Below are 19,295 nucleotides of genomic sequence, written 5' to 3'. Positions count from 1 at the left end.
AGTCCGTAGTTAGGTGTACCTAACTAGGTCCCGCCCCGCCCCCGGGAGGCGCCCATGCCGGCCACCGAGCCCCAGGCCCCCAAGGCCCAGCCGCCGCGGCCGTTCGCGCTCGCCGGGGTCTCCATGCGTGAGCTGCTGGCCTCCTGCGCGGCGGCGGAGGCCGTCTCCACACCGCCGCGCCTGCCCGACCCGGCGCCGGTGAAGGAACCGGTCCGGCACCCCCGGGCGGCGTAAGCGGGTCACCGCGTCAGCGGATCACCACGACCCGCTGACCGATCGTCGCGAACTCCCACATCGCGTCTCCGTCCGCCCGCGCCTCCCGGATCCCGCCCGTCCGCGCCGTCGGGCGCGGTGCCGGCTTCGAGGCGTCCACCGCCGCGCTGAAGCCGACGGTCACGCCGTCGACCGTGGCGAAGCGGACGACGTGCTCGACGGGGGTGCCGTCGGTGCCGGTGACCGCGCCCGAGCGGGTGGTGACGGAGTACGTGCCGGGGCGCGGGTCGACGGTGCCGGGCGTGACCCTGAACGTACGTACGACGTTTCCGCGCATGCCGACCAGCCACACCCGGTCGTCGTCCAGCGAGTACACCACCCGCCGGCCGCTGCCGGAGTGCTCCGGCAGCGCGGCGGGGTGCGCCCTGTCGCGGGGTGTCTTCTTCGTGGCGGCGGAGGCGTCGGCGCGTGGCCTGCCGAGTCCGTCGGGCACGGAGGCCCAGGCCTGGTAGGCGAGGAGCCCGACCGTCGCGACGGCCGCCGCGGTGAGCCCGGCGACGAACGTCGAGCTGCTGGCTGCCACGAGCGATCACCTCATCGTCGTAATCGTCACAATCTTCGTATGTCGTGCTTCCCGGCGACGGTAGCAGTCGTCCCGGGCCCGACCTGGTCATCCGACACGGGCGCCCGGGAGCCGTAGGCTGTTTGCGTGCTCTTGCTCGCTCTGGATACCGCCACCCCCGCCGTCACCGTCGCGCTGCACGACGGCACGGACGTCATCGCCTCCTCGAGCCAGGTGGACGCGCGCCGGCACGGTGAGTTGCTGCTGCCGGCCCTCGACCGGCTCCTCGCGGAGGCGGGGCGCAGGCTCGACGCCGTCACCGCGCTCGTCGTGGGCGTCGGCCCCGGCCCGTACACCGGGCTCCGCGTCGGGCTGATGACCGCCGACACCTTCGGGCTCGCGCTCGGCGTCCCCGTGCACGGGCTGTGCACGCTCGACGGCCTCGCCTACGCCTCCGACATCGACGGCCCCTTCGTCGTGGCGACCGACGCCCGCCGCAAGGAGGTGTACTGGGCGCGCTACGCCGACTCCCGCACCCGCGTCACGGAGCCCGCCGTGGACCGGCCCGCCGACATCGCCGAGCGGGTCGCCGGGCTGCCGGCGGTCGGCGCGGGCGCGCTGCTGTACCCGGACACCTTCCCGAACGCGCACGGGCCGGAGCATGTGTCGGCCGCCGCGCTGGCCTGCCTGGCCGCCGAGCGGCTGGCGGCGGGCGAGGAGCTCCCGGCCCCTCGGCCGCTGTATCTGCGCCGGCCCGATGCCCAGGTCCCCAAGAACTACAAGGTGGTCACCCCCAAGTGACCGACGCCGTGACTCCTCGTCTGCGCGAGATGCGCTGGTGGGACATCGATCCCGTGCTGGAACTGGAGAAGGACCTCTTCCCCGAGGACGCCTGGTCCCGGGGCATGTTCTGGTCGGAGCTGGCGCACTCCCGCGGGCCCGAGGCGACCCGGCGGTACGTCGTCGCCGTCGCCGGCGACCGGGTCGTCGGCTACGCCGGACTGGCCGCGTCCGGGGACCTCGCCGACATCCAGACCATCGCCGTCACCCGCGACCACTGGGGCACCGGGCTCGGCGGGCGTCTGCTGACCGACCTGCTGCGGGCGGCGACCGTCTTCGACTGTGCCGAGGTGATGCTGGAGTGCCGGGTCGACAACGTCCGGGCGCAGAAGCTCTACGAGCGCTTCGGCTTCGAACCCATCGGCTTCCGGCGCGGCTACTACCAGCCGGGGAACGTGGACGCCCTGGTGATGCGCCTCACCGATCCCGCAACCTCAGTACAAGGAACCGAGAGCAATGGCTGACGAACCCCTCGTCCTCGGCATCGAGACCTCCTGCGACGAGACCGGCGTCGGCATCGTCCGGGGCACCACCCTGCTGGCCGACGCCGTCGCCTCCAGCGTCGACGAGCACGCCCGCTTCGGCGGGGTGGTCCCTGAGGTCGCGTCCCGCGCCCACCTGGAGGCGATGGTCCCCACCATCGACCGGGCGCTGAAGGAAGCGGGGGTGAGCGCGAAGGACCTCGACGGCGTCGCGGTGACCGCGGGCCCCGGCCTGGCCGGCGCCCTCCTGGTCGGCGTCTCCGCCGCGAAGGCCTACGCCTACGCCCTCGGCAAGCCCCTCTACGGCGTCAACCACCTCGCCTCCCACATCTGCGTGGACCAGCTGGAGCACGGGCCGCTGCCGGAACCGACGATGGCGCTGCTGGTGTCCGGCGGCCACTCCTCGCTCCTGCTGTCGAGCGACATCACCTCGGACGTCCGGCCGATGGGCGCGACCATCGACGACGCGGCGGGCGAGGCCTTCGACAAGATCGCGCGGGTGCTGAACCTGGGCTTCCCCGGCGGGCCGGTCATCGACCGCTACGCCCGCGAGGGCGACCCGGCGTCCATCGCCTTCCCGCGCGGTCTGACCGGCCCCCGCGATCCGGCGTACGACTTCTCCTTCTCCGGTCTGAAGACGTCGGTCGCCCGCTGGATCGAGGCCAGGCGGGCCGCCGGCGAGGAGGTCCCGGTGCGGGACGTGGCGGCCTCCTTCCAGGAGGCGGTCGTGGACGTGCTGACCCGCAAGGCCGTGCGGGCCTGCCGTGACGAGGGCGTCGACCACCTGATGATCGGCGGCGGCGTCGCGGCCAACTCCCGGCTGCGGGCCCTGGCCCAGGAACGCTGCGAGAAGGCGGGCATCCGGCTGCGGGTCCCCCGGCCCAAGCTGTGCACGGACAACGGCGCGATGGTCGCCGCCCTGGGCGCGGAGATGGTGACGCGTGGCCGGTCGGCCTCCGGCTGGGACCTCTCGGCGGACTCCTCCCTCCCGGTGACGGACCCGCACGTCCCCGGCCACGACCATGCGCACGAGGTCGGCAAGGACAACCTCTACTCATGACCGTCGCGTTGATGTGGGAGGCCCGGGCGGCGGAGGGCCGCGGCGCCGACCTCCTCGCCTGGGCCGAGGCCCGGCCCCTCCCGGAACGCCCCCTGCGCCGCGAGACCTTCCGCGCCCCGCAGGACCGGGTCCTCGTCATCACCTGGTGGGACGCGGCCTACGACACCGCACTCCCCGAACTACCGGATCCCCCCGGCGAGTTGGTGACCCGAGCCGTGCACCGGTGGCGGTTCGAATCGGTACGGGCGGAATGATCCGGTCGTGGTCGTGGCGGCGGCAGGCGTCGTCGTAGCGCTCCCGCACGCTACGGCTGTGGCGCCGACAGGGCCCAGGTCGAGGTCAGGAGGGTTGCCGCGGAGAGGGCGAAGCCGATCGTGCCGATCAGGGTTCCGTCGCTCATGACGAAACCCGCGCCGACGCCGATCGCGGTGCCGAGGGCGGCGGTCAGGGCGCCTCGCCACCAGGGGGGTGCGGGGCGTGCGGTGGTGCCGGTGGGGAGGACGAAGGCGTCGCGGAGGTCGGCGCGGACGGACTCGTGGTCGTCGAAGTGCACGCGCGAGGGAGGGGCGGTGCGCGGGCGGCCGAGGGGGACCAGGCGGGTGCCGTCGGGGAGGGTGACGACCGTGGGGCGGCGCGGGGAGCCTTGGGCGGTGACCGGGAACTCGTCGGGCAGCCCCTCCAGCACCGGGTGCCACATGAAACGTTGCCAGCGCGCGGAGCCGTCCGGTGTCGTCAGGTGCAGCCAGGTCGTCGGTGTGCCCCGCCAGAACGTCGCCCGGTGGGTGCCGAAGCGGACCCGGGCCGTCATCGGGCGGCCCGGGCGGCGGGCCGTGAGGCAGAAGCGCAGGCCGCGCCAGATCCAGACCCAGACCAGGGGGAGGGCGACGGCGCCGCCCAGGAAGACCGGGACGATCAGGTCGTCCTCCCGTGCCGTCTCGTCCGGGTCGGCCGGGAAGCCCCGCGAGGTGCCGGGGGCGTAGGCGACGGGGAAGTGCTCGCCCTTGCCGTAGCGGTCGGTGTCGTAGACGCCGAAGCGCTGGAGGTGCGTGTGGCCTTCGGCGTCCGTCCAGCGGACCCGGATGTCCGAGTCGTCGCCGATGTCGTCCTGGACGACCGTGCCCGTGGCCCTGGCCGTGGCGCGGTCGCGGGCGTCCAGGTAGAGCTGGGCGTGCACACCCAGCCAGGTGGCGAACAGGGCGTAGCCGACGAGGGTGACGGCCACCCCGAAGAGGCCCACCCGCAGGGCGGGGCCGGGGCGTCTCATACGGCGTTCTCCTTCGCCTGGGCGGACACCAGCAACGTGCGCGGCGCGGCCGGGTCGCCGCTGTCCACGGCCTCGCCGACCAGCTGATGGACGTCCACGACCCGGTCGCCCGCGGCGGGCGGGGTGAGCGCCGTGATCAGCCAGCGGCCGGCGGGCGTCCAGCCGGACGCGAGCAGTGCCTCGGCGAGTGTCCGGCTCACGGCGGCCGTGAACACCGTCCGGGCGAGCTGCCCGCCGATGGCGGCGGGCGCCCAGCGCAGGCCGGGTTCGAGGCGGCGGGCCAGCCGCTGCCAGGTGCCGTCGGCGAGTGAGTCGAGCGCGGCCGAGACCGCCGCCGCCGGGTCGTCCCGGCCGGTGGCCTGGCGCAGGAGGGTGCTGCCCGTGTCGTCGCCGAGGGTGCGGAGTTGGCTGTGGACCATGTCGAGGAGGCGTACCGGATGGACGTCCTCCTCCTCTTCGCCGTCCAGCAGGGCCAGCCGCAGCACGCACCACCGCTCGACCGGCTCCGCCGTCCGCAGGCGGACGGGCGTGTCGCCGTACACCTGCGCCCCGGTGTGCGGCGGCAGTGCGGCCACGCGGACTGCGACGGGTGGGTGGTCGGCCGTGGCGTATGGGTCGAGCGCCTCCTCCTCGGCGGCCGCTCGGGCGGCACGGCGGGCCACCTGCGGGTCGGCGAGGGCGGCGTCGACGGCGTCGTAGAAGTCCTCGGGGTAGGCCTCCTCCTCGGCGAGCCCGGACAGCCAGGCCTCACCGAGGCCCGCGAAGACGGAGTGCAGCAGCTCGGTCCGGCGCAGCGCCCCGGCGGTGGCCCCGGCGCCCGCGATCCGGGCCGCGTCGGCGTCGGCGGCCGTCTCCGCGCGCCACAGGACGGGCTGGGAGGCGCGAAGCAGGGGGCCCGCCAGGGGGGCCAGGGGGCGGATACGGCCGTCCAGGCGGTCCGCCAGCCGGGCGCGGGCGTACCGCAGCAGCTGTGCGCGCCGGCTGTTCGTGTGCAGTCCGTGCGCCAGTTCGTGCGCGATGACGGAGGCCAGTTCGGCCTCGGTCAGGGTGCGCAGGAGGGGGAGGCCCAGGACAAGGACGTGGGAGCGCACACCGGAGACCCGCGCGCGGCCCAGGGCCGCCTGGACCTCCGGCACGACCCGGACGAGAAGCGGCTCGTGGAAGCCGAGTCGCTCGGCGACGTCCTGGACCAGCGCGGCCAGCTCGGGTTCGGCGGCGGGGCGTACGGCCCGGCCGGGCAGCGGGCCGTGTGCCGTCAGCGTGTTCCTGGCCATGACGGCGACGAGGAAGAGCAAGGGGCCGAGGGGCAGCCAGGATGTGCCCCAGATCAGGAGGGCGAGAACCGGCACCGCCCAGACGGCGGCCGCCGCGAACCAGGCGAGTGCCAGCGTGGCGGCGCCCAGCAGCCACTCGCGGACTCGGTGGTCGCCGGATATGGGGATGTCCATCGTGTTCCCGTCGCGTGCCTGGATGTCGGCGGATTCTGACACGCCGACACCCGGCAACCGCACCTCGATTACGCAAAACCTCCCTCACGGAGAACCCGCGTCTCGCACCTCAGGCGCCGCCCCGCCCCCACCTCCCGCACCGCGCCCGTCAGCCGCAGACGGGCCACCTCCCGCACCTCCGCGCTGGACGTCCCCAGCCGCAGCTCCAGCGCGCCCGGTTCGACCACCCGCCGCCCGGAGCGGTCGGTGAAGGCCGACAGGTCGGCGTGGAAGGCGAAGGTCACCCGGGCCGACTCGCCGGCCGCCAGCTCCAGCCGCTGGTAGCCGATCAGCCGTACGTCGGGACGCGTCACGCTCGCCACCGGGTCGTGCAGATACAGCTGGACGACCTCCGCGCCCGCCCGGTCCCCGGTGTTGCGGACGGTCACCGACACGTCGTACGAGCCGTCCGTACCGATCTCCGGGTCGGGACCGCAGGTGAAGTCCTCCCAGGCGAACGTGGTGTACGTGCGGCCGTGGCCGAAGGGGTACAGCGGGGTCGGGTCCAGGCTGCTGACCCCGCCCGCGAGGCCGAGCGGCGGCTGGAGGTACGTCCAGGGCTGGCCGCCCGGCACCCTCGGCACGCTCACCGGGAGGCGGCCGGAGGGGTTGACGCGGCCCGACAGCACGCCGGTCACCGCCGGGCCGCCCTCCTCCCCCGGGAAGAAGGCCTGGACGACCGCCCCCAGCCGCCCGTGCCAGCGGCCCAGCGCGTAGGGGCGGCCCGTCAGGAGGACCAGCACGACCGGGACGCCCGTCGCGACCAGCGCGTCCAGCAGCTCGCCCTGGATCCCGGGCAGACTCAGGTCGGCCACGTCGCAGCCCTCGCCCGAGGTGCCCCGGCCGAACAGGCCGGCCCGGTCGCCGAGCACGGCCACGCACACGTCGGCCTCCGAAGCGCGCGCGACGGCCTCCGTGAACCCGGACGGGTCCGGGTCGGAGACTCCGCAGCCCTCGGTGAACGTCACCTTCGCGTCCGGGAGTTCGGTGCGCAGGGACTCCAGCAGGGTCGGGATCTCGATGCCGAGGTCCGCCTCGGGGTGGTGGGTGAGGACATGGGAGGGGAACGAGTAGCAGCCGAGCATCGCGAGCGCGTCCGCCGCCCTCGGGCCCACCACCGCGATGCGTGTGTCGGGGGCGAGGGGGAGCAGGCCGTCCGGGTTGTCCAGCAGGACCACCGACTCCTCCGCGAGACGGCGGGCCAGGGCGCGGTTCGCCGCCGGGTCGAGATCGACCGACTCGGGGGTCCGGGGCTCCCAGTCCTCGTCCAGCAGGCCCAGCTCGCACTTCTGGAGCAGCACGCGGCGGGCCGCCCGGTCGACCAGCTCCTGCGGCACCTCGCCCGCCCGGACGGCCGCGACCAGAGCGTCGCCGTAGTACTTCACCGTCGGCAGTTCGACATCGATGCCGGCCGTCAGCGCCAGCCGCGCCGTCTCCGCCGGGGTGCCGGCCACCCGGTGCAGGGTCTGGAGGAAGCCGATGCCGAAGTAGTCGGCGACGACCGTGCCCGTGAAGCCCCACTCGTCGCGCAGGAGGTGCGTCAGCAGTTCGGGGTCGGCGGAGGCCGGGACGCCGTCCCGTTCCGTGTACGCCGCCATCACCGAGCGGGCGCCGCCCTCGCGCAGCGCCATCTCGAACGGGGGCAGGGTGACGTCCGCGAACTCCCGGGTGCCCGCCCGGACCGGGGCCAGGTTGCGGGCCCCCGCCGAGGAGGCGTACCCGGCGAAGTGCTTGAGCGTGGCGACGATCCCCGCCGACTCGAGGCCGCGGACGTAGGCCGCGCCGACCGTGCCGACCAGGTAAGGATCCTCGCCGATCGTCTCCTCGACCCGCCCCCAGCGCGGGTCGCGGACGACGTCCAGGACGGGCGCCAGACCCTGGTGCACGCCGACCGCGCGCAGGTCGCGGCCGATGTGCCGGGCCATCTCCTCCACCAGCGGCGGGTCGAAGGCGGCGCCCCAGGCCAGCGGGACCGGGTAGGCGGTGGCCCGCCAGGCGGTGAAGCCGGCCAGGCACTCCTCGTGGGCGACGGCCGGGATGCCGAAGCGGCCCGCCTCGGCGATGCGGCGCTGGGCGCGGGCCAGGGCGCGGGCGCCGAGCGCCGGGTCGACGGGGGCGGTGCCGAAGGAACGGGTCAGCTGGCCGAGCCCCCGGGTGATCAGCTCGTTCCAGTCGTAGTCGGCGGTCATGTCGTGCTGGTGCGGGGCGACTCCCTCGCCGTCCGTCTCGGCGCCGACCCACACGCCGTACAGCTGGGCGGTCCTCTCCTCCAGGGTCATCTGGGAGAGCAGGTCGTCGACACGGACGGCGGCGGGCAGAGCGCGGTCACGCCAGGGGGCGGTGGTCATGAAACTCCTGTCCCGGGGGATCCTGTCCCGAAGGATTCGAATGTTTCGTAACACACTTCGAATGTTCCGGGAACCTATGGTGCCACGCTGGGTTCGTCAAGAGGCCGCGCGGGGATACGATCGCCGCCATGACACCCTCGGAGCCCGCAGAAACGCGGACGCAAACGCGGCCGACGCAGACCGCCACGCTCGCGGAGATCGCCCGCGAGGCCGGCGTCTCGGCGCCGACTGTTTCGAAGGTCCTCAACGGCCGCGCCGATGTCGCCCCCGCGACCCGCACCCGCGTCGAGGAGCTGCTGCGCGCCCACGGCTACCGGCGCCGGCGTGCGGAGGCGACCCGTTCGCCCCTGATCGACCTGGTCTTCCACGAGCTGGAGAGCGCCTGGGCGATGGAGGTCATCCGGGGCGTGGAGAACGTGGCGCGGGACGCCGGGCTGAGCGTGGTGCTCAGCGAGAGCGCCGGGCGGCTCACCCCCGGGCGGACCTGGGCCGACCAGGTCGCCGCCCGCCGCCCGCACGGTGTCGTCCTCGTGCTGTCCGGGCTCGACGAGTCCCAGCGGGCGCTGCTGACCAGCCGTTCCATCCCGTTCGTGGTGATGGACCCGGCCGGCGACCCGGGCACCGACGTGCCGTCCATCGGGGCCACCAACTGGCAGGGCGGGCTCGCCGCCACCCGGCACCTGGTCGAACTGGGGCACCGGCGGATCGGGGCGATCAGCGGGCCGTCGCAGATGATGTGCAGCCGGGCCCGGATCGACGGCTACCGGGCGGCGCTGGAGACGGCCGGGCTGCCGGTCGAGCAGGATCTGATCAAGACCGGGGACTTCCACCACGAGACCGGCTACCGGCTCGGCCGTGAGCTGCTGGAGCGGCCCGACCGGCCCACGGCCGTCTTCGCCGGCAACGACCTCCAGGCCCTCGGCTGTTACGAGGCCGCCCGTGAGCTGGGGCTGCGGATCCCGGAGGACGTGAGCGTGGTCGGGTTCGACGATCTGCCGGTGGCCCGCTGGGTGGGGCCGCCGCTGACGACCGTGCGGCAGCCGCTGACCGAGATGGCGGAGGCGGCGGCCCGGCTGGTGCTGGAGCTGGGGCGGTCGGCGGGCGAGGAGGCGCCCACGGCGACACGGGTGGAACTCGCGACGAGTCTGGTGGTGCGGGCGAGCACCGCGCGGCCCCCGGTGGCCGGAAGCTGACGTATTGACGGGTGTGGCGGGCGCCCCGACACTCCTCCGAAGCCAATCGGTTGTACGACCGAAAGTTTCGGAGGCACCCGCATGAGATCTCTGAGAACAGGCTTGTCCCTCGCATCCCTGGTGGCCGGCGTCGCGATGCTGCTCACGGCGCCCGCGGCGCAGGCCGCCGACACTCCGCTGCGCGACCTGGGCGCCGCCCGGGGCAAGATGATCGGTACGGCGGTCACCGGCTCCAAGCTCACCGGCACCTACGGCGACATCGCCGGGGCGCAGTTCGGCTCGCTGACCCCCGGCAACGCCATGAAGTGGGGCTCGGTGGAGCCGACCCAGGGCTCCTTCAACTGGGCCGAGGCCGACCAGATCGTGTCCTTCGCACAGGCCCACGACCAGCAGGTGCGGGGCCACACCCTGGTCTGGCACAGCCAGAACCCGGGCTGGCTGACCAACGGAAGCTGGACCTCCGCCCAGCTCGGCAGCCTGCTGCAGAACCACATCACCACCGAGGTCGGCCGCTACAAGGGGAAGATCGCGGCCTGGGACGTCGTCAACGAGCCCTTCAACGAGGACGGCACCTACCGCTCCACCCTCTGGTACAACGGCCTCGGCGCGGACTACATCGCGAACGCCCTGACCTGGGCACGGGCCGCCGACCCGGCCGCCAAGCTCTACATCAACGACTACAACGTCGAGGGCGTCAACGCGAAGAGCACCGCTCTGTACAACCTCGTCAGGTCGCTGAAGGACCGGGGCGTACCGATCGACGGGGTGGGTCTGCAGGCGCACCTGATCCTCGGTCAGGTGCCGTCCACGCTCCAGCAGAACATCCAGCGCTTCGCCGACCTCGGCGTGGACGTGGCGATCACGGAGCTGGACATCCGGATGACGCTGCCCTCGGACAGCACCGAGCTCGCCCAGCAGAAGGCCGACTACAAGGCGGTCACCGCCGCCTGCGTCGCCGTCGCGCGGTGCGTGAACCTCACCGTGTGGGGCTTCACCGACTCCGACTCCTGGGTGGAGAGCACCTTCCCGGGGCAGGGCGCGGCGACCCCGTACGACGCGAACTACGCGCCGAAACCGGCGTACTACGGCATCGCCGAGGCGCTGGGAGACACCTCGACACCCCCGCCCACCGGTGCTTGTACAGCGGCGTACAGCGTGGGCAGCCAGTGGAACAACGGGTTCACCGGGAACGTGACGATCTCCTGCTCGGGTGCCTCGCTGTCGTCCTGGAAGGTGAGCTGGACGTACGGCGCCGGGCAGCAGATCACACAGGCCTGGAACGCCACCTGCACCCAGTCGGGGGCCGCGGTGTCGTGCGTCAACGCCTCGTACAACGGGTCGGTGCCCGACGGCGGTTCGGTGAGCTTCGGGTTCAACGCGAACTGGAGCGGGAGCAATCCGGTGCCGACGGTGACACTGGGGTGAGTACGTCCGAGGTGACGGCGGGATGAGAACCATGAGATTTTCACGAGAAATCCCGCTCGCGTCCCCCGTCCTAACAGTCTGCTAATAATCCCGACTTACGTTCCTCTCCGTGACGCGACTCGACGAGCACGGCGAAGACGGCGGAAGAGCGGGCCGGCGGTCGACAGTGCTGAAGGCCGCCGGCCTCGCGCTCGCCGCCGCCCTGGTGCTGGGCACCGGGACGGCCGGCTGGGCCTACTGGCACCTCAACGACAACATCAAGAGCGTCGACATCGACAGCGCGCTCGGCGACGACCGCCCCGCCAAGGCGGTCACGACCCCCACCCCCGCGGACTCGGCGTCCGCCGCCCCGCTGCCCACCGAGGCCGTCAACATCCTGGTGCTGGGCTCCGACTCGCGCAGCGGCGAGGAGAACCAGGAACTCGGCGGCGGCGACAGCGGCGGCGCCCGCTCCGACACCGCGATGGTCGTGCACATCGACGCGGGCCGCACCAGCGCGACCGTGGTCAGCATCCCGCGCGACACCCTCGTCACCCGCCCCTCCTGCCCGCTGCCGTCGGGCGGTACGTCGGCGGTGGCGTACGGCACGATGTTCAACAGCGCGTACTCGCTGGGCGGGCCGGTGTGCGCGGTCAAGACCGTCGAGTCGATCACGAACGTCCGGATGGACCACTACATCGAGGTCGACTTCTCCGGCTTCGCGAAGCTGGTGAACGCGCTCGGCGGGGTCACCGTCACCACCGACGAGGACATCGACGACGACGACAGCCACCTCCACCTCGAGGCCGGCACCCACCACCTGGGCGGCAAGCAGGCGCTCGCGCTCGCCCGTACCCGGCACGGCATCGGCGACGGCAGCGACCTCGGCCGCATAGGCCTCCAGCAGAAACTCGTGAAGGCGCTGCTGGAACAGATCGCCTCGACGAACCTGCTGACCAGCCCCACCAAGCTCTACGAGGTCGCCGACGCGATCACCGGCAGCCTCACCACCGACACCGGCCTGAACTCCCTCGCCGAGCTGACGGAACTCGGCCGGAGCCTCGAGGGCCTGACGGCCGACCGGGTCAGGACGGTCACCATGCCGGTGGTCACGGCCCCGTCCGACCCGAACCGGGTGGTGGCCGAGGAGCCGGAGGCGAGCGAGCTGTGGGAGTCGCTCAGGTAGCGGGCGGCGACGTTCCCGAAAAAAATTCCGGTGACCGTGTCGATCCGGCCGTCCTCCGTTCGACGCAGGGGTGAGAGGCCGGGAAGGACCCGGTCCACGGATCCTGGAGGTCACCATGCCCCGTTACCTGTCGCTCGTGAAGATCGACGAGGCATCCGTCCCCGCCGAGGGCCCCAGCCCCGAGCTGATGCAGCGGATGGGCGAGCTGATCGAGGAGGTCACCAAGGCCGGCGTCATGCTCGACACCGCCGGACTCACGCCGTCCGCGCAGGGCACCCGGGTGCGCTGGGAGGGCGGGAAGATCTCCGTCACCGACGGTCCCTTCACCGAGTCCAAGGAGGTCGTCGGCGGCTATGCCCTCATGCAGTGCAAGGACATGGCCGAGGCGATCGAGTGGACGAAGCGGTTCCTGCAGGTGCACGAGGAGTTCTGGACCGTGACCTGTGAGGTGCGGGAGATCGCGGAGGGCTGAGGGTTCCGCTTGGCCCGGGGAGCGCACGGGGTGTTCGATGGTGGGTTGTGGAACAGCAGCCCGCCGTCGACCCCCGGACCTCCCGCGCCATCGAGACGGTCTTCCGTCTGGAGTTCCCCCGGGTCGTCGCCGCCGTCACCCGGGTCGTCCGGGACGTCGGCATCGCCGAGGAACTCGCGCAGGACGCGCTGGTCGCCGCCCTGGAGCAGTGGCCGCGCGACGGCGTGCCGGACAGGCCGGGCGCCTGGCTCACCACCACCGCCCGCCACCGGGCCGTCGACCTGGTCCGCCGCCGGGAGAACTACGCCCGCAAGCTCCAGGAGATCGGCCGGGACCTCGGGGACGTACCCCCGCCGGAGGAGCCCGCCGGGCCGGACGACATCGACGACGACCTGCTGAGGCTCGTCTTCACCACCTGCCACCCGGTGCTGTCCCCCGAGGCCCGCACCGCCCTGACCCTGCGCCTGCTCGGCGGCCTCAGTACGGCCGAGATCGCCCGCGCCTTCCTGGTGCCCGAGCCCACGGTCGCGCAACGCGTCGTGCGCGCGAAGAAGACCCTGGCCACGAGGAACGTCGCCTTCGAGGTGCCGTACGGCCCCGACCGGGAGGCCCGGCTCGGGTCGGTCCTCGACGTCATCTACCTGATCTTCAACGAGGGGTACGCGGCCACCGCGGGCGACGACCTGCTGCGCCCGGCGCTGTGCGAGGACGCGCTGCGCCTGGCCCGGCAGCTGGCGGCGCTGATGCCGAAGGAGCCCGAGGTGCACGGCCTCGTCTCCCTCCTGGAGTTCCAGGCCTCCCGTACGGCCGCCCGCACCGCCCCCGACGGCACCCCCGTCCTCCTCAAGGACCAGAACCGCCGCCGCTGGAACCGCATGCTGATCGCCCGCGGCATCACCGCCCTGGACCGGGCCGGCGCCACGGCCGCGGGCGCCCCGGGCCCCTACGCCCTGCAGGCCGCCATCGCCGCCTGCCACGCGCACGCCCACACCTATGAGGACACCGACTGGGCGGCCATCGCCACCCTGTACGGCCTGCTGGCCGCCCGCGCCCCGTCCCCGGTCGTCGAACTCAACCGGGCGGTCGCCGTCTCGATGGCCGAGGGCCCGGGGCCCGCCCTGGAGATCGTCGACACCCTGGCCGCCGAACGGGCCCTGCGCGACTACCACCTCCTGCCCAGCGTCCGCGGCGACCTGCTGCAGCGCCTGGGCCGTACGGCGGAGGCGAGGGCCGAGTTCGCACGGGCGGCGGAGCTGACCGGCAACACACGGGAGCGGCAGCTGTTGCTGGGCCGGGCCGACGCGTGCGGTTCGTAACTCCGTTCGCATCGCGTCCTGTTGACCACTAGTGTGATCCAGCCGCTGCTCAGGCGGCTTCGACTTGTGATCCGTGGGGGGTCGACAACTTGAGATCGTTCACGCGCCGCCGTGCCGCGGCGCTCGCCACCGCGGCGGCGTTAGCCGCCGTGGGCACCCTGGCCACCGCACCCGGCGCCGCCGCCGACGACGCGGGGCCCTGGCCCGGCACCGAGGGCCGCATCCTCAACGACGGCGGACTCCTGATCGACCCGGCCACCGGCAGGGGCAGCCAGATCCCCAACGTGGGGAGCTACGCCGCCTGGGCGCCGGACGGCAGCCGTCTGGTCAGCGCCGCGAGCCAGGTCTCCAGCGTCCGCGTCAACGGCACCGGGAAGATCACCCTGCCCTGGGCCGAGGGCGTGCGCTCCAGCGCGTCGTACGAGGACCTGGCCTTCTGGTGGGGCGGCCGCTACGTCGTCTTCGCCACCGGCGGCCAGATCGTCTACGGCCCCTCCGACGGCTCGTGGGCGCCCCGCCCGCTGCTGACGGCCGCCCAGGAGCCGTCCACCGTCTGCGACAGCGAGCCCAGCGTGAGCGTCACGGGCCTGCTCGCGTTCGAGCGCAGCACCGGCAACTGCACCGGCACCCCGGGTGTCTACGTCTACGACGGGGCCGCGCGGACCGTCAAGCGCGTCCTCGCCGACGCCGAGCAGCCCGCCTACTCACCGGACGGCACCAAGCTGGCGTTCGTCCGCAAGGACGCCGACGGCAACCCGCAGGTGTTCACCGCGAACGCCGACGGCACCGACGTCAAGCAGCTCACCACCGGCCCGCGCCGGTACGCCAACCCGTCCTGGTCGCCGACCGGCAAGCGGATCGTCCTGGACGCCCACACCTCGCCGTACAGCGACGACGTGCACACCATCGAGTACGTCGACACGGCCACCGGCGAGCTGACCCCGGTCACGGCCGCCTCGCAGAGCGAGTACGTCAACAACCCCAGCTGGCAGCCGCTGCGCAAGAACGGCGCCGCCCGTATCTGGGGTGCCGACGCCTACGCCACCAACATCGCCTCCTCCCGCTGGACCTGGAACACGGTCGGCGAGAGCGTGCCCGGCCTGATGAACGCCAAGTCCGCGGTGCTGGTCAACCGGGACGACGCCGCGTACTCCGTCACCGCGGCGGCCCTGGCCGGCAGGAAGCAGGGCCCGGTGCTGATGACCCCGAAGTCCGGGCTGTCGTCGGCGGTGAAGAAGGAGCTGAAGCGGGCGCTGAAGCCGGGGAAGACGGTGTACCTCGTCGGCGGCACGTCCATCCTCACCGGCACGGTCGCCACCCAGCTGAAGTCCCTCGGCTATGTCCCGAAGCGGCTGTCCGGCGCGGACCGCTACGCGACCTCGGTCGCCGTGGCGAAGACCGTCACGACCGCCCCGAAGTACGTCTTCCTGGCCGGCGGCACCGAGTACCGGGCGGCCGTCTCCGCGGCCGCGGCGGCCGGCGCCGACGGGAGCACCAGCGCGGGCGGTGTCGTCCTCACCAACGGCAAGAAGCTGACCGCGTCGGTGAAGTCGTACCTCAACAGCCTGAACCCCGACAAGACCATGATCATCCCGGTCGGTTCGGCGGCGAAGTACGCGCTCACCCACACGAGCTTCTCCCGGTGGCCCTCCCAGTACTACTACTACCCGATCTCGGGCGGCACGGACGCGGCGATCTCGGTGAACATCGCCAAGTTCTGGTGGTCCGCGCCGAGCCAGACCGCCCTCGCCTTCTCCGGCCAGTGGCGTGACGGGGTCTCCGCGGCCGCCGCGATGAACGTCTTCGGACCGGTCCTGTGGACCACCCGCCCCGCCCTCTCCGCCGAGGTCAAGAGCTACCTGCTGCGCGAGTCCGCGAGCACCGACTCCACGGCCGCCTTCGGCAACACCGGCGCGGTGACCACGGAGGCGCTGAACACCGTGGGCGCCTCGATCAGCGCGGGCAGCAGCTACTTCGAGTACCGCCCGTACTACAACGGCGTCATCCCCGCGAGCGCGCAGGCGGCCACCTACGCGCTGCGCACCAACGACGGCCGGGCCGCCACGGTCGAGCGGTCGGGCCCGGTCGGCGCCGACCCCCACCTGGACCCGCTCAAGACGGTCCACCGGCAGTAGCGGCCGTTCTCGCGGGGGCGCCGACGAGCATCGTCGGCGCCCCCGCCACGCGCGTCAGGAACACCGTCGCGGAGTGCGGCCCCTGCGCCTTGGGCAGCACCTTCCTCCGCAGTTCCTCCGGCTCCACCGCCGATCCCCGCTTCTTCACGGTCAGGATCCCGACCCCCCGCTCGCGCAGCAGCGCCTTCAACTTCTTCACGTTGAACGGGAGTTGGTCGGTGATCTCGTAGGCGGCGGCGTACGGGGTGGGGCGCAGGCCGTCGGCGGTGACGTAGGCGATGGTCTCGTCGACCAGCCCGCCGTCCAGCTCCCGGGCCACCTCCGCGACCAGATGGGCGCGGATGACGGCGCCGTCGGGCTCGTAGAGATAACGCCCGACGGGCCGGACGTCCGGATTCGGCAGCCCGGTCCCGAGCAGGGTCCGCGGCCCCGGCAACAGCGTCGCCCGTACGGCCCCCGGCTCGGTGCCGAACCACAGCACCGCCTCCTTCACATCCCCGCCGTCCGAGATCCACTCGGCCTCGGCCTCCTCCGGAACCGCCTCGTGCGGCACACCGGGCGCGATCTTCAGGGCGGCACGGGGAGCGGAGCGGGCGGCGCCGATCGCCCACGACAGCGGCGGGGAGTAGGCCTCGGGATCGAAGATGCGGCCCCGGCCACCCCGCCGCGCGGGATCGACGAACACGGCGTCGTAGCCCCGCGTGTCCACCTCCGTGACGTCAGCCTCCCGTACGTCGACGAGGTCGCCGAGACCGAGCGCCTCGGCGTTGGCCCGTGCCGCCGCCGCCGTCAGCGGATCGCGGTCGACCGCGAGGACCCGGATCCCCGCCCGGGCGAGGGCGATCGCGTCACCGCCGATCCCGCAGCACAGGTCGGCGACGGAGGTCACCCCGAGGCTCTTCATCCGCTCGGCCCGGTGGGCGGCCACACTCGCCCGCGTCGACTGCTCCACCCCGTTGGGCGTGAAGAACATCCGTCCGGCGTCCTCAGGCCCGAACTTCGCCACGGCCCGCTGCCGCAGGCGCGCCTGTCCGAGCGCCGCCGACACCAGGGCGGCGGGATACTCCCGGCGCAGCCGCGTGGCGACGGCGAGCTCATCGGCGGGGTCGGTCCCCCGCACGGCGTCGAGGAGGGCACGGCCCTCGGGGGTGAGGAGGGGGGCGAGGTCGTTCACCGGGCCATTGTCGGTCAGTCGTTCCTCGTGTGGGCCAGTCGGTGGACGGGGTGGTGGCGGTGGCGGTGTCGGAGCGGGGCGCGGGGGCGGCGGCTGGGAGGATCCGGCGCCATGGGAGCTGTCGTACAAAATGATGAGAATGGCGCTTCTGGGGCAGGGGACGGCCATGGCGGTTCGGGGGTGGCGCACGGCCATGGCGGTTCGGGGGTGGCGCACGGCCATGGCGGTTCGGGGGTGGCGCGCGGCCATGGCGGTTCCGGGGTGGCGCGCGGCCATGGCGGTTCGGGGTGGAAGCTCGGCCTCGGTGCTTCCGGGCCGGAGTGTGGCCTCGGCGCTTCCGGGGCGGCGCGTGGTCATGACGCGTCGGGGGCGGCGCGCGGACGGGCCGCCGAGCGTCGGCGTGCCGCGGTCCGCGGGGGCATCGCCCTGCTGGCCCTGACCGCGATCGTGTCGGGGTGCGCGGAGGCCGGCGACCGGGCCGGCGCCGGATCCGACCCCGAGCCCGCCCCCGGCCGGCAGGCCGGAGTGGCCGCACCCCCGGGCCGCGCGCTTCACTCGTACGCCGACCGCCTCCGCTCCGAACAGGCCGCCCGGGTCGCGGCGGCGAAACGCTGGGGCCTGATGAAGGTCCCGCGGACCCCGCCCGCCCCGCCCGCGCAGAAGCCCCGGATCACCACCCGGGAGGGCTTCGAGGTGGAGGACCACCAGGAACTCGGCCTCCCGCCCGTCTTCACCACCATCCCCACCAGGAACAAGGTCGTCTTCCTCACCATCGACGACGGCGCCGAGAAGGACCCGGAGTTCCTGCGCATGATGAGCGAGCTGAGGATCCCGTACACGGCCTTCCTCAGCGACTACCTCATCAGCGACGACTACGCCTACTTCCGGAGGATGCAGGCCGCGGGCGTGACCCTGAACAACCACACACTCCACCACCCCTCCCTCCCCGCCCTGTCCCACCGGCAGCAGAAGCGCGAGATCTGCGGCATGCAGAGGGTGCTCCGCGAGCGGTACGCCAAGCGCCCCACCCTCTTCCGGCCGCCCTACGGCAACTACAACCGCGACACGCTGGTCGCGGCGAAGTCCTGCGGGGTGAAGTACGCCCCACTCTGGGGCGAGGAGGTCTTCGTCGACCACTGGGAGTACCGCGAGTGGGACCGCGACCTCCACCCCGGCGACATCGTCCTGAGCCACTTCCGCGGCCGGGGCGACTGGAAGGGCACGATGCCCGACATGGTCCGCCGGTTCCTGAACAAGGTCACGCAGAAGGGGTACGCGGTGGCACGCCTGGAGGACTACCTGTGAGAACGCGGGGGCTGCCGGCCGTCGTACTGGCGCTGACGGTGACGGTCACGACCCTGGCCGGCTGCGCCCAGTCCGTCGACCCGATCGAACGACTGGGCAAGAAGGCGGCGCAACGCGCACACGCGGCGCACCGGGCCGACGAGGAGCCGCCCCACCGCCGCTGGGGCCTGACGGCACCCCTGCGCCCCGCTCCCGCCCGCTCCTCGGGACCCCTGTACGGCAGCCGGGGTGATCGGCAGGCCCTGCCCCCGGTCGTCGACCACGTCCCCACCCACGACAAGGTCGTCTTCCTCACCTATGACGACGGCGCCGAACGCGACCCCCGCTTCGTCGACATGGTCCGCGAACTCCGCCTCCCGGTCAGCATGTTCCTCACCGACAGCGTGGTCGGCCCCGGTTACGGCCACTTCGCCCGCCTCCAGTCGGTCGGCGCGACCCTTCAGAACCACACCCTCGACCACGCCGCCCTGCGCGGCCTCCCCTACGCCGGCCAGCGCGCCGAGATCTGCGGCCAGCAGGAGAAGCTCCGCTCCCGCTTCGGGCTGCGCCCCCGCCTCTTCCGCCCGCCCTACGGCACCTACGACACCACCACCCTCCGCGCCGCCGCCGACTGCGGCATCACCGCCCTCGTGCTCTGGCGGGCCTCGATGGGCCCCACCGCCCTCACCTACGCCCACGGCCCCCACGACCTCCGCCCCGGCGACATCGTCGCCGTGGACCCGGACGAGGCGATGGGCCCGGGGCTGCGGGAGCGGACGACACGGCTGCTGCGGCGGGTGCAGGAACGGGGGCTGACGGTCGGCAGGCTGGAGGACTACCTGTGATCACCAGCCCGCCCGGAGTGCGGAGGCGGA

General features: G+C 73.2%; 18 protein-coding genes. 13 read left to right on the top strand and 5 right to left on the bottom strand.

Going from position 1 to position 19,295, the window contains the following annotated elements:
• Positions 1 to 54 precede the first annotated feature (54 nt).
• Complete coding sequence (locus ACIBVL_RS18355; protein WP_399098215.1) at positions 55 to 234, top strand: hypothetical protein; 180 nt, start codon at positions 55 to 57, stop codon at positions 232 to 234.
• 13 nt (positions 235 to 247) lie between these two features.
• On the opposite strand, the gene ACIBVL_RS18350 is transcribed toward ACIBVL_RS18355, so the two are convergent.
• Complete coding sequence (locus ACIBVL_RS18350; RefSeq protein WP_399098214.1) at positions 248 to 796, bottom strand: hypothetical protein; 549 nt, start codon at positions 794 to 796, stop codon at positions 248 to 250.
• Positions 797 to 922: 126 nt separating this feature from the next.
• Between ACIBVL_RS18350 and tsaB the strand changes: the two genes are divergently transcribed.
• From tsaB to ACIBVL_RS18330, 4 genes are read left to right on the top strand one after another with little or no spacing between them, the layout of a single operon-like run.
• Positions 923 to 1,576, top strand: a complete 654-nt coding sequence (tsaB, locus tag ACIBVL_RS18345; protein WP_399098213.1) for a tRNA (adenosine(37)-N6)-threonylcarbamoyltransferase complex dimerization subunit type 1 TsaB — start codon at positions 923 to 925, stop codon at positions 1,574 to 1,576.
• Positions 1,573 to 2,079 carry a ribosomal protein S18-alanine N-acetyltransferase gene (gene rimI, locus ACIBVL_RS18340; RefSeq protein WP_399098212.1) on the top strand — a complete coding sequence of 169 codons (507 nt, stop codon included), beginning with the start codon at positions 1,573 to 1,575 and terminating at the stop codon, positions 2,077 to 2,079. The genes tsaB and rimI overlap by 4 nt, the downstream gene beginning before the upstream one ends.
• Positions 2,072 to 3,157, top strand: a complete 1,086-nt coding sequence (tsaD, locus tag ACIBVL_RS18335) for a tRNA (adenosine(37)-N6)-threonylcarbamoyltransferase complex transferase subunit TsaD (RefSeq protein WP_399098211.1) — start codon at positions 2,072 to 2,074, stop codon at positions 3,155 to 3,157. Before rimI ends, tsaD begins: the two co-directional genes overlap by 8 nt.
• The gene (locus ACIBVL_RS18330) at positions 3,154 to 3,411 is read left to right on the top strand and encodes a hypothetical protein (protein WP_399098210.1); all 258 of its coding nucleotides are present in this window, start codon (positions 3,154 to 3,156) and stop codon (positions 3,409 to 3,411) included. The genes tsaD and ACIBVL_RS18330 overlap by 4 nt, the downstream gene beginning before the upstream one ends.
• A 50-nt stretch (positions 3,412 to 3,461) precedes the next feature.
• Here ACIBVL_RS18330 and ACIBVL_RS18325 read toward each other — a convergent pair whose 3' ends face one another.
• Genes ACIBVL_RS18325 through ACIBVL_RS18315 form a run of 3 tightly spaced genes read right to left on the bottom strand, consistent with a single transcriptional unit; the run spans position 3,462 to position 8,256 of the window.
• A complete protein-coding gene (locus tag ACIBVL_RS18325) occupies positions 3,462 to 4,421 on the bottom strand; it encodes a hypothetical protein (protein WP_399098209.1) in 960 nt (319 codons plus the stop codon).
• Complete coding sequence (locus ACIBVL_RS18320) at positions 4,418 to 5,911, bottom strand: M48 family metalloprotease (RefSeq protein WP_399098208.1); 1,494 nt, start codon at positions 5,909 to 5,911, stop codon at positions 4,418 to 4,420. The genes ACIBVL_RS18325 and ACIBVL_RS18320 overlap by 4 nt, the downstream gene beginning before the upstream one ends.
• A 26-nt stretch (positions 5,912 to 5,937) precedes the next feature.
• Positions 5,938 to 8,256 carry a glycoside hydrolase family 3 N-terminal domain-containing protein gene (locus tag ACIBVL_RS18315; RefSeq protein WP_399098207.1) on the bottom strand — a complete coding sequence of 773 codons (2,319 nt, stop codon included), beginning with the start codon at positions 8,254 to 8,256 and terminating at the stop codon, positions 5,938 to 5,940.
• Positions 8,257 to 8,384: 128 nt separating this feature from the next.
• Between ACIBVL_RS18315 and ACIBVL_RS18310 the strand changes: the two genes are divergently transcribed.
• The 6 genes from ACIBVL_RS18310 (at position 8,385) to ACIBVL_RS18285 (ending at position 15,962) form a co-directional block, all read left to right on the top strand.
• Positions 8,385 to 9,449 carry a LacI family DNA-binding transcriptional regulator gene (locus tag ACIBVL_RS18310; RefSeq protein WP_399098206.1) on the top strand — a complete coding sequence of 355 codons (1,065 nt, stop codon included), beginning with the start codon at positions 8,385 to 8,387 and terminating at the stop codon, positions 9,447 to 9,449.
• Between the two features lie 81 nt (positions 9,450 to 9,530).
• Positions 9,531 to 10,874: an endo-1,4-beta-xylanase gene (locus tag ACIBVL_RS18305; RefSeq protein WP_399098205.1), complete on the top strand. Its 1,344-nt coding sequence runs from the start codon at positions 9,531 to 9,533 to the stop codon at positions 10,872 to 10,874.
• A gap of 109 nt (positions 10,875 to 10,983) precedes the next feature.
• The gene (locus ACIBVL_RS18300; RefSeq protein ID WP_399098204.1) at positions 10,984 to 12,039 is read left to right on the top strand and encodes an LCP family protein; all 1,056 of its coding nucleotides are present in this window, start codon (positions 10,984 to 10,986) and stop codon (positions 12,037 to 12,039) included.
• A 115-nt stretch (positions 12,040 to 12,154) separates the two neighbouring features.
• Positions 12,155 to 12,511: a YciI family protein gene (locus ACIBVL_RS18295; RefSeq protein ID WP_399098203.1), complete on the top strand. Its 357-nt coding sequence runs from the start codon at positions 12,155 to 12,157 to the stop codon at positions 12,509 to 12,511.
• A gap of 47 nt (positions 12,512 to 12,558) precedes the next feature.
• On the top strand, positions 12,559 to 13,827 hold the full coding sequence (locus tag ACIBVL_RS18290) for an RNA polymerase sigma factor (RefSeq protein WP_399098202.1): 1,269 nt from the start codon (positions 12,559 to 12,561) through the stop codon (positions 13,825 to 13,827).
• An 89-nt stretch (positions 13,828 to 13,916) separates the two neighbouring features.
• Complete coding sequence (locus ACIBVL_RS18285; RefSeq protein ID WP_399098201.1) at positions 13,917 to 15,962, top strand: cell wall-binding repeat-containing protein; 2,046 nt, start codon at positions 13,917 to 13,919, stop codon at positions 15,960 to 15,962.
• On the opposite strand, the gene ACIBVL_RS18280 is transcribed toward ACIBVL_RS18285, so the two are convergent.
• Entirely contained in the window at positions 15,940 to 17,136 is a 1,197-nt protein-coding gene (locus ACIBVL_RS18280) for a methyltransferase domain-containing protein (protein WP_399098200.1), read from the bottom strand. The two genes, ACIBVL_RS18285 and ACIBVL_RS18280, sit on opposite strands and share 23 nt — an antisense overlap.
• Before the next feature lie 420 nt (positions 17,137 to 17,556).
• Between ACIBVL_RS18280 and ACIBVL_RS18275 the strand changes: the two genes are divergently transcribed.
• Positions 17,557 to 18,441, top strand: coding sequence for a polysaccharide deacetylase family protein (locus ACIBVL_RS18275; protein WP_399098441.1), 885 nt, complete (start codon positions 17,557 to 17,559; stop codon positions 18,439 to 18,441).
• Positions 18,438 to 19,265 carry a polysaccharide deacetylase family protein gene (locus ACIBVL_RS18270; RefSeq protein ID WP_399098199.1) on the top strand — a complete coding sequence of 276 codons (828 nt, stop codon included), beginning with the start codon at positions 18,438 to 18,440 and terminating at the stop codon, positions 19,263 to 19,265. The genes ACIBVL_RS18275 and ACIBVL_RS18270 overlap by 4 nt, the downstream gene beginning before the upstream one ends.
• The last annotated feature ends 30 nt before the right edge of the window (positions 19,266 to 19,295 follow it).

Origin of the sequence: Streptomyces sp. NPDC049687, from assembly GCF_044465285.1 — a bacterium.
Classification (GTDB): Bacteria; Actinomycetota; Actinomycetes; order Streptomycetales; family Streptomycetaceae; genus Streptomyces.
This window is presented reverse-complemented; position numbering and strand designations above follow the sequence as displayed.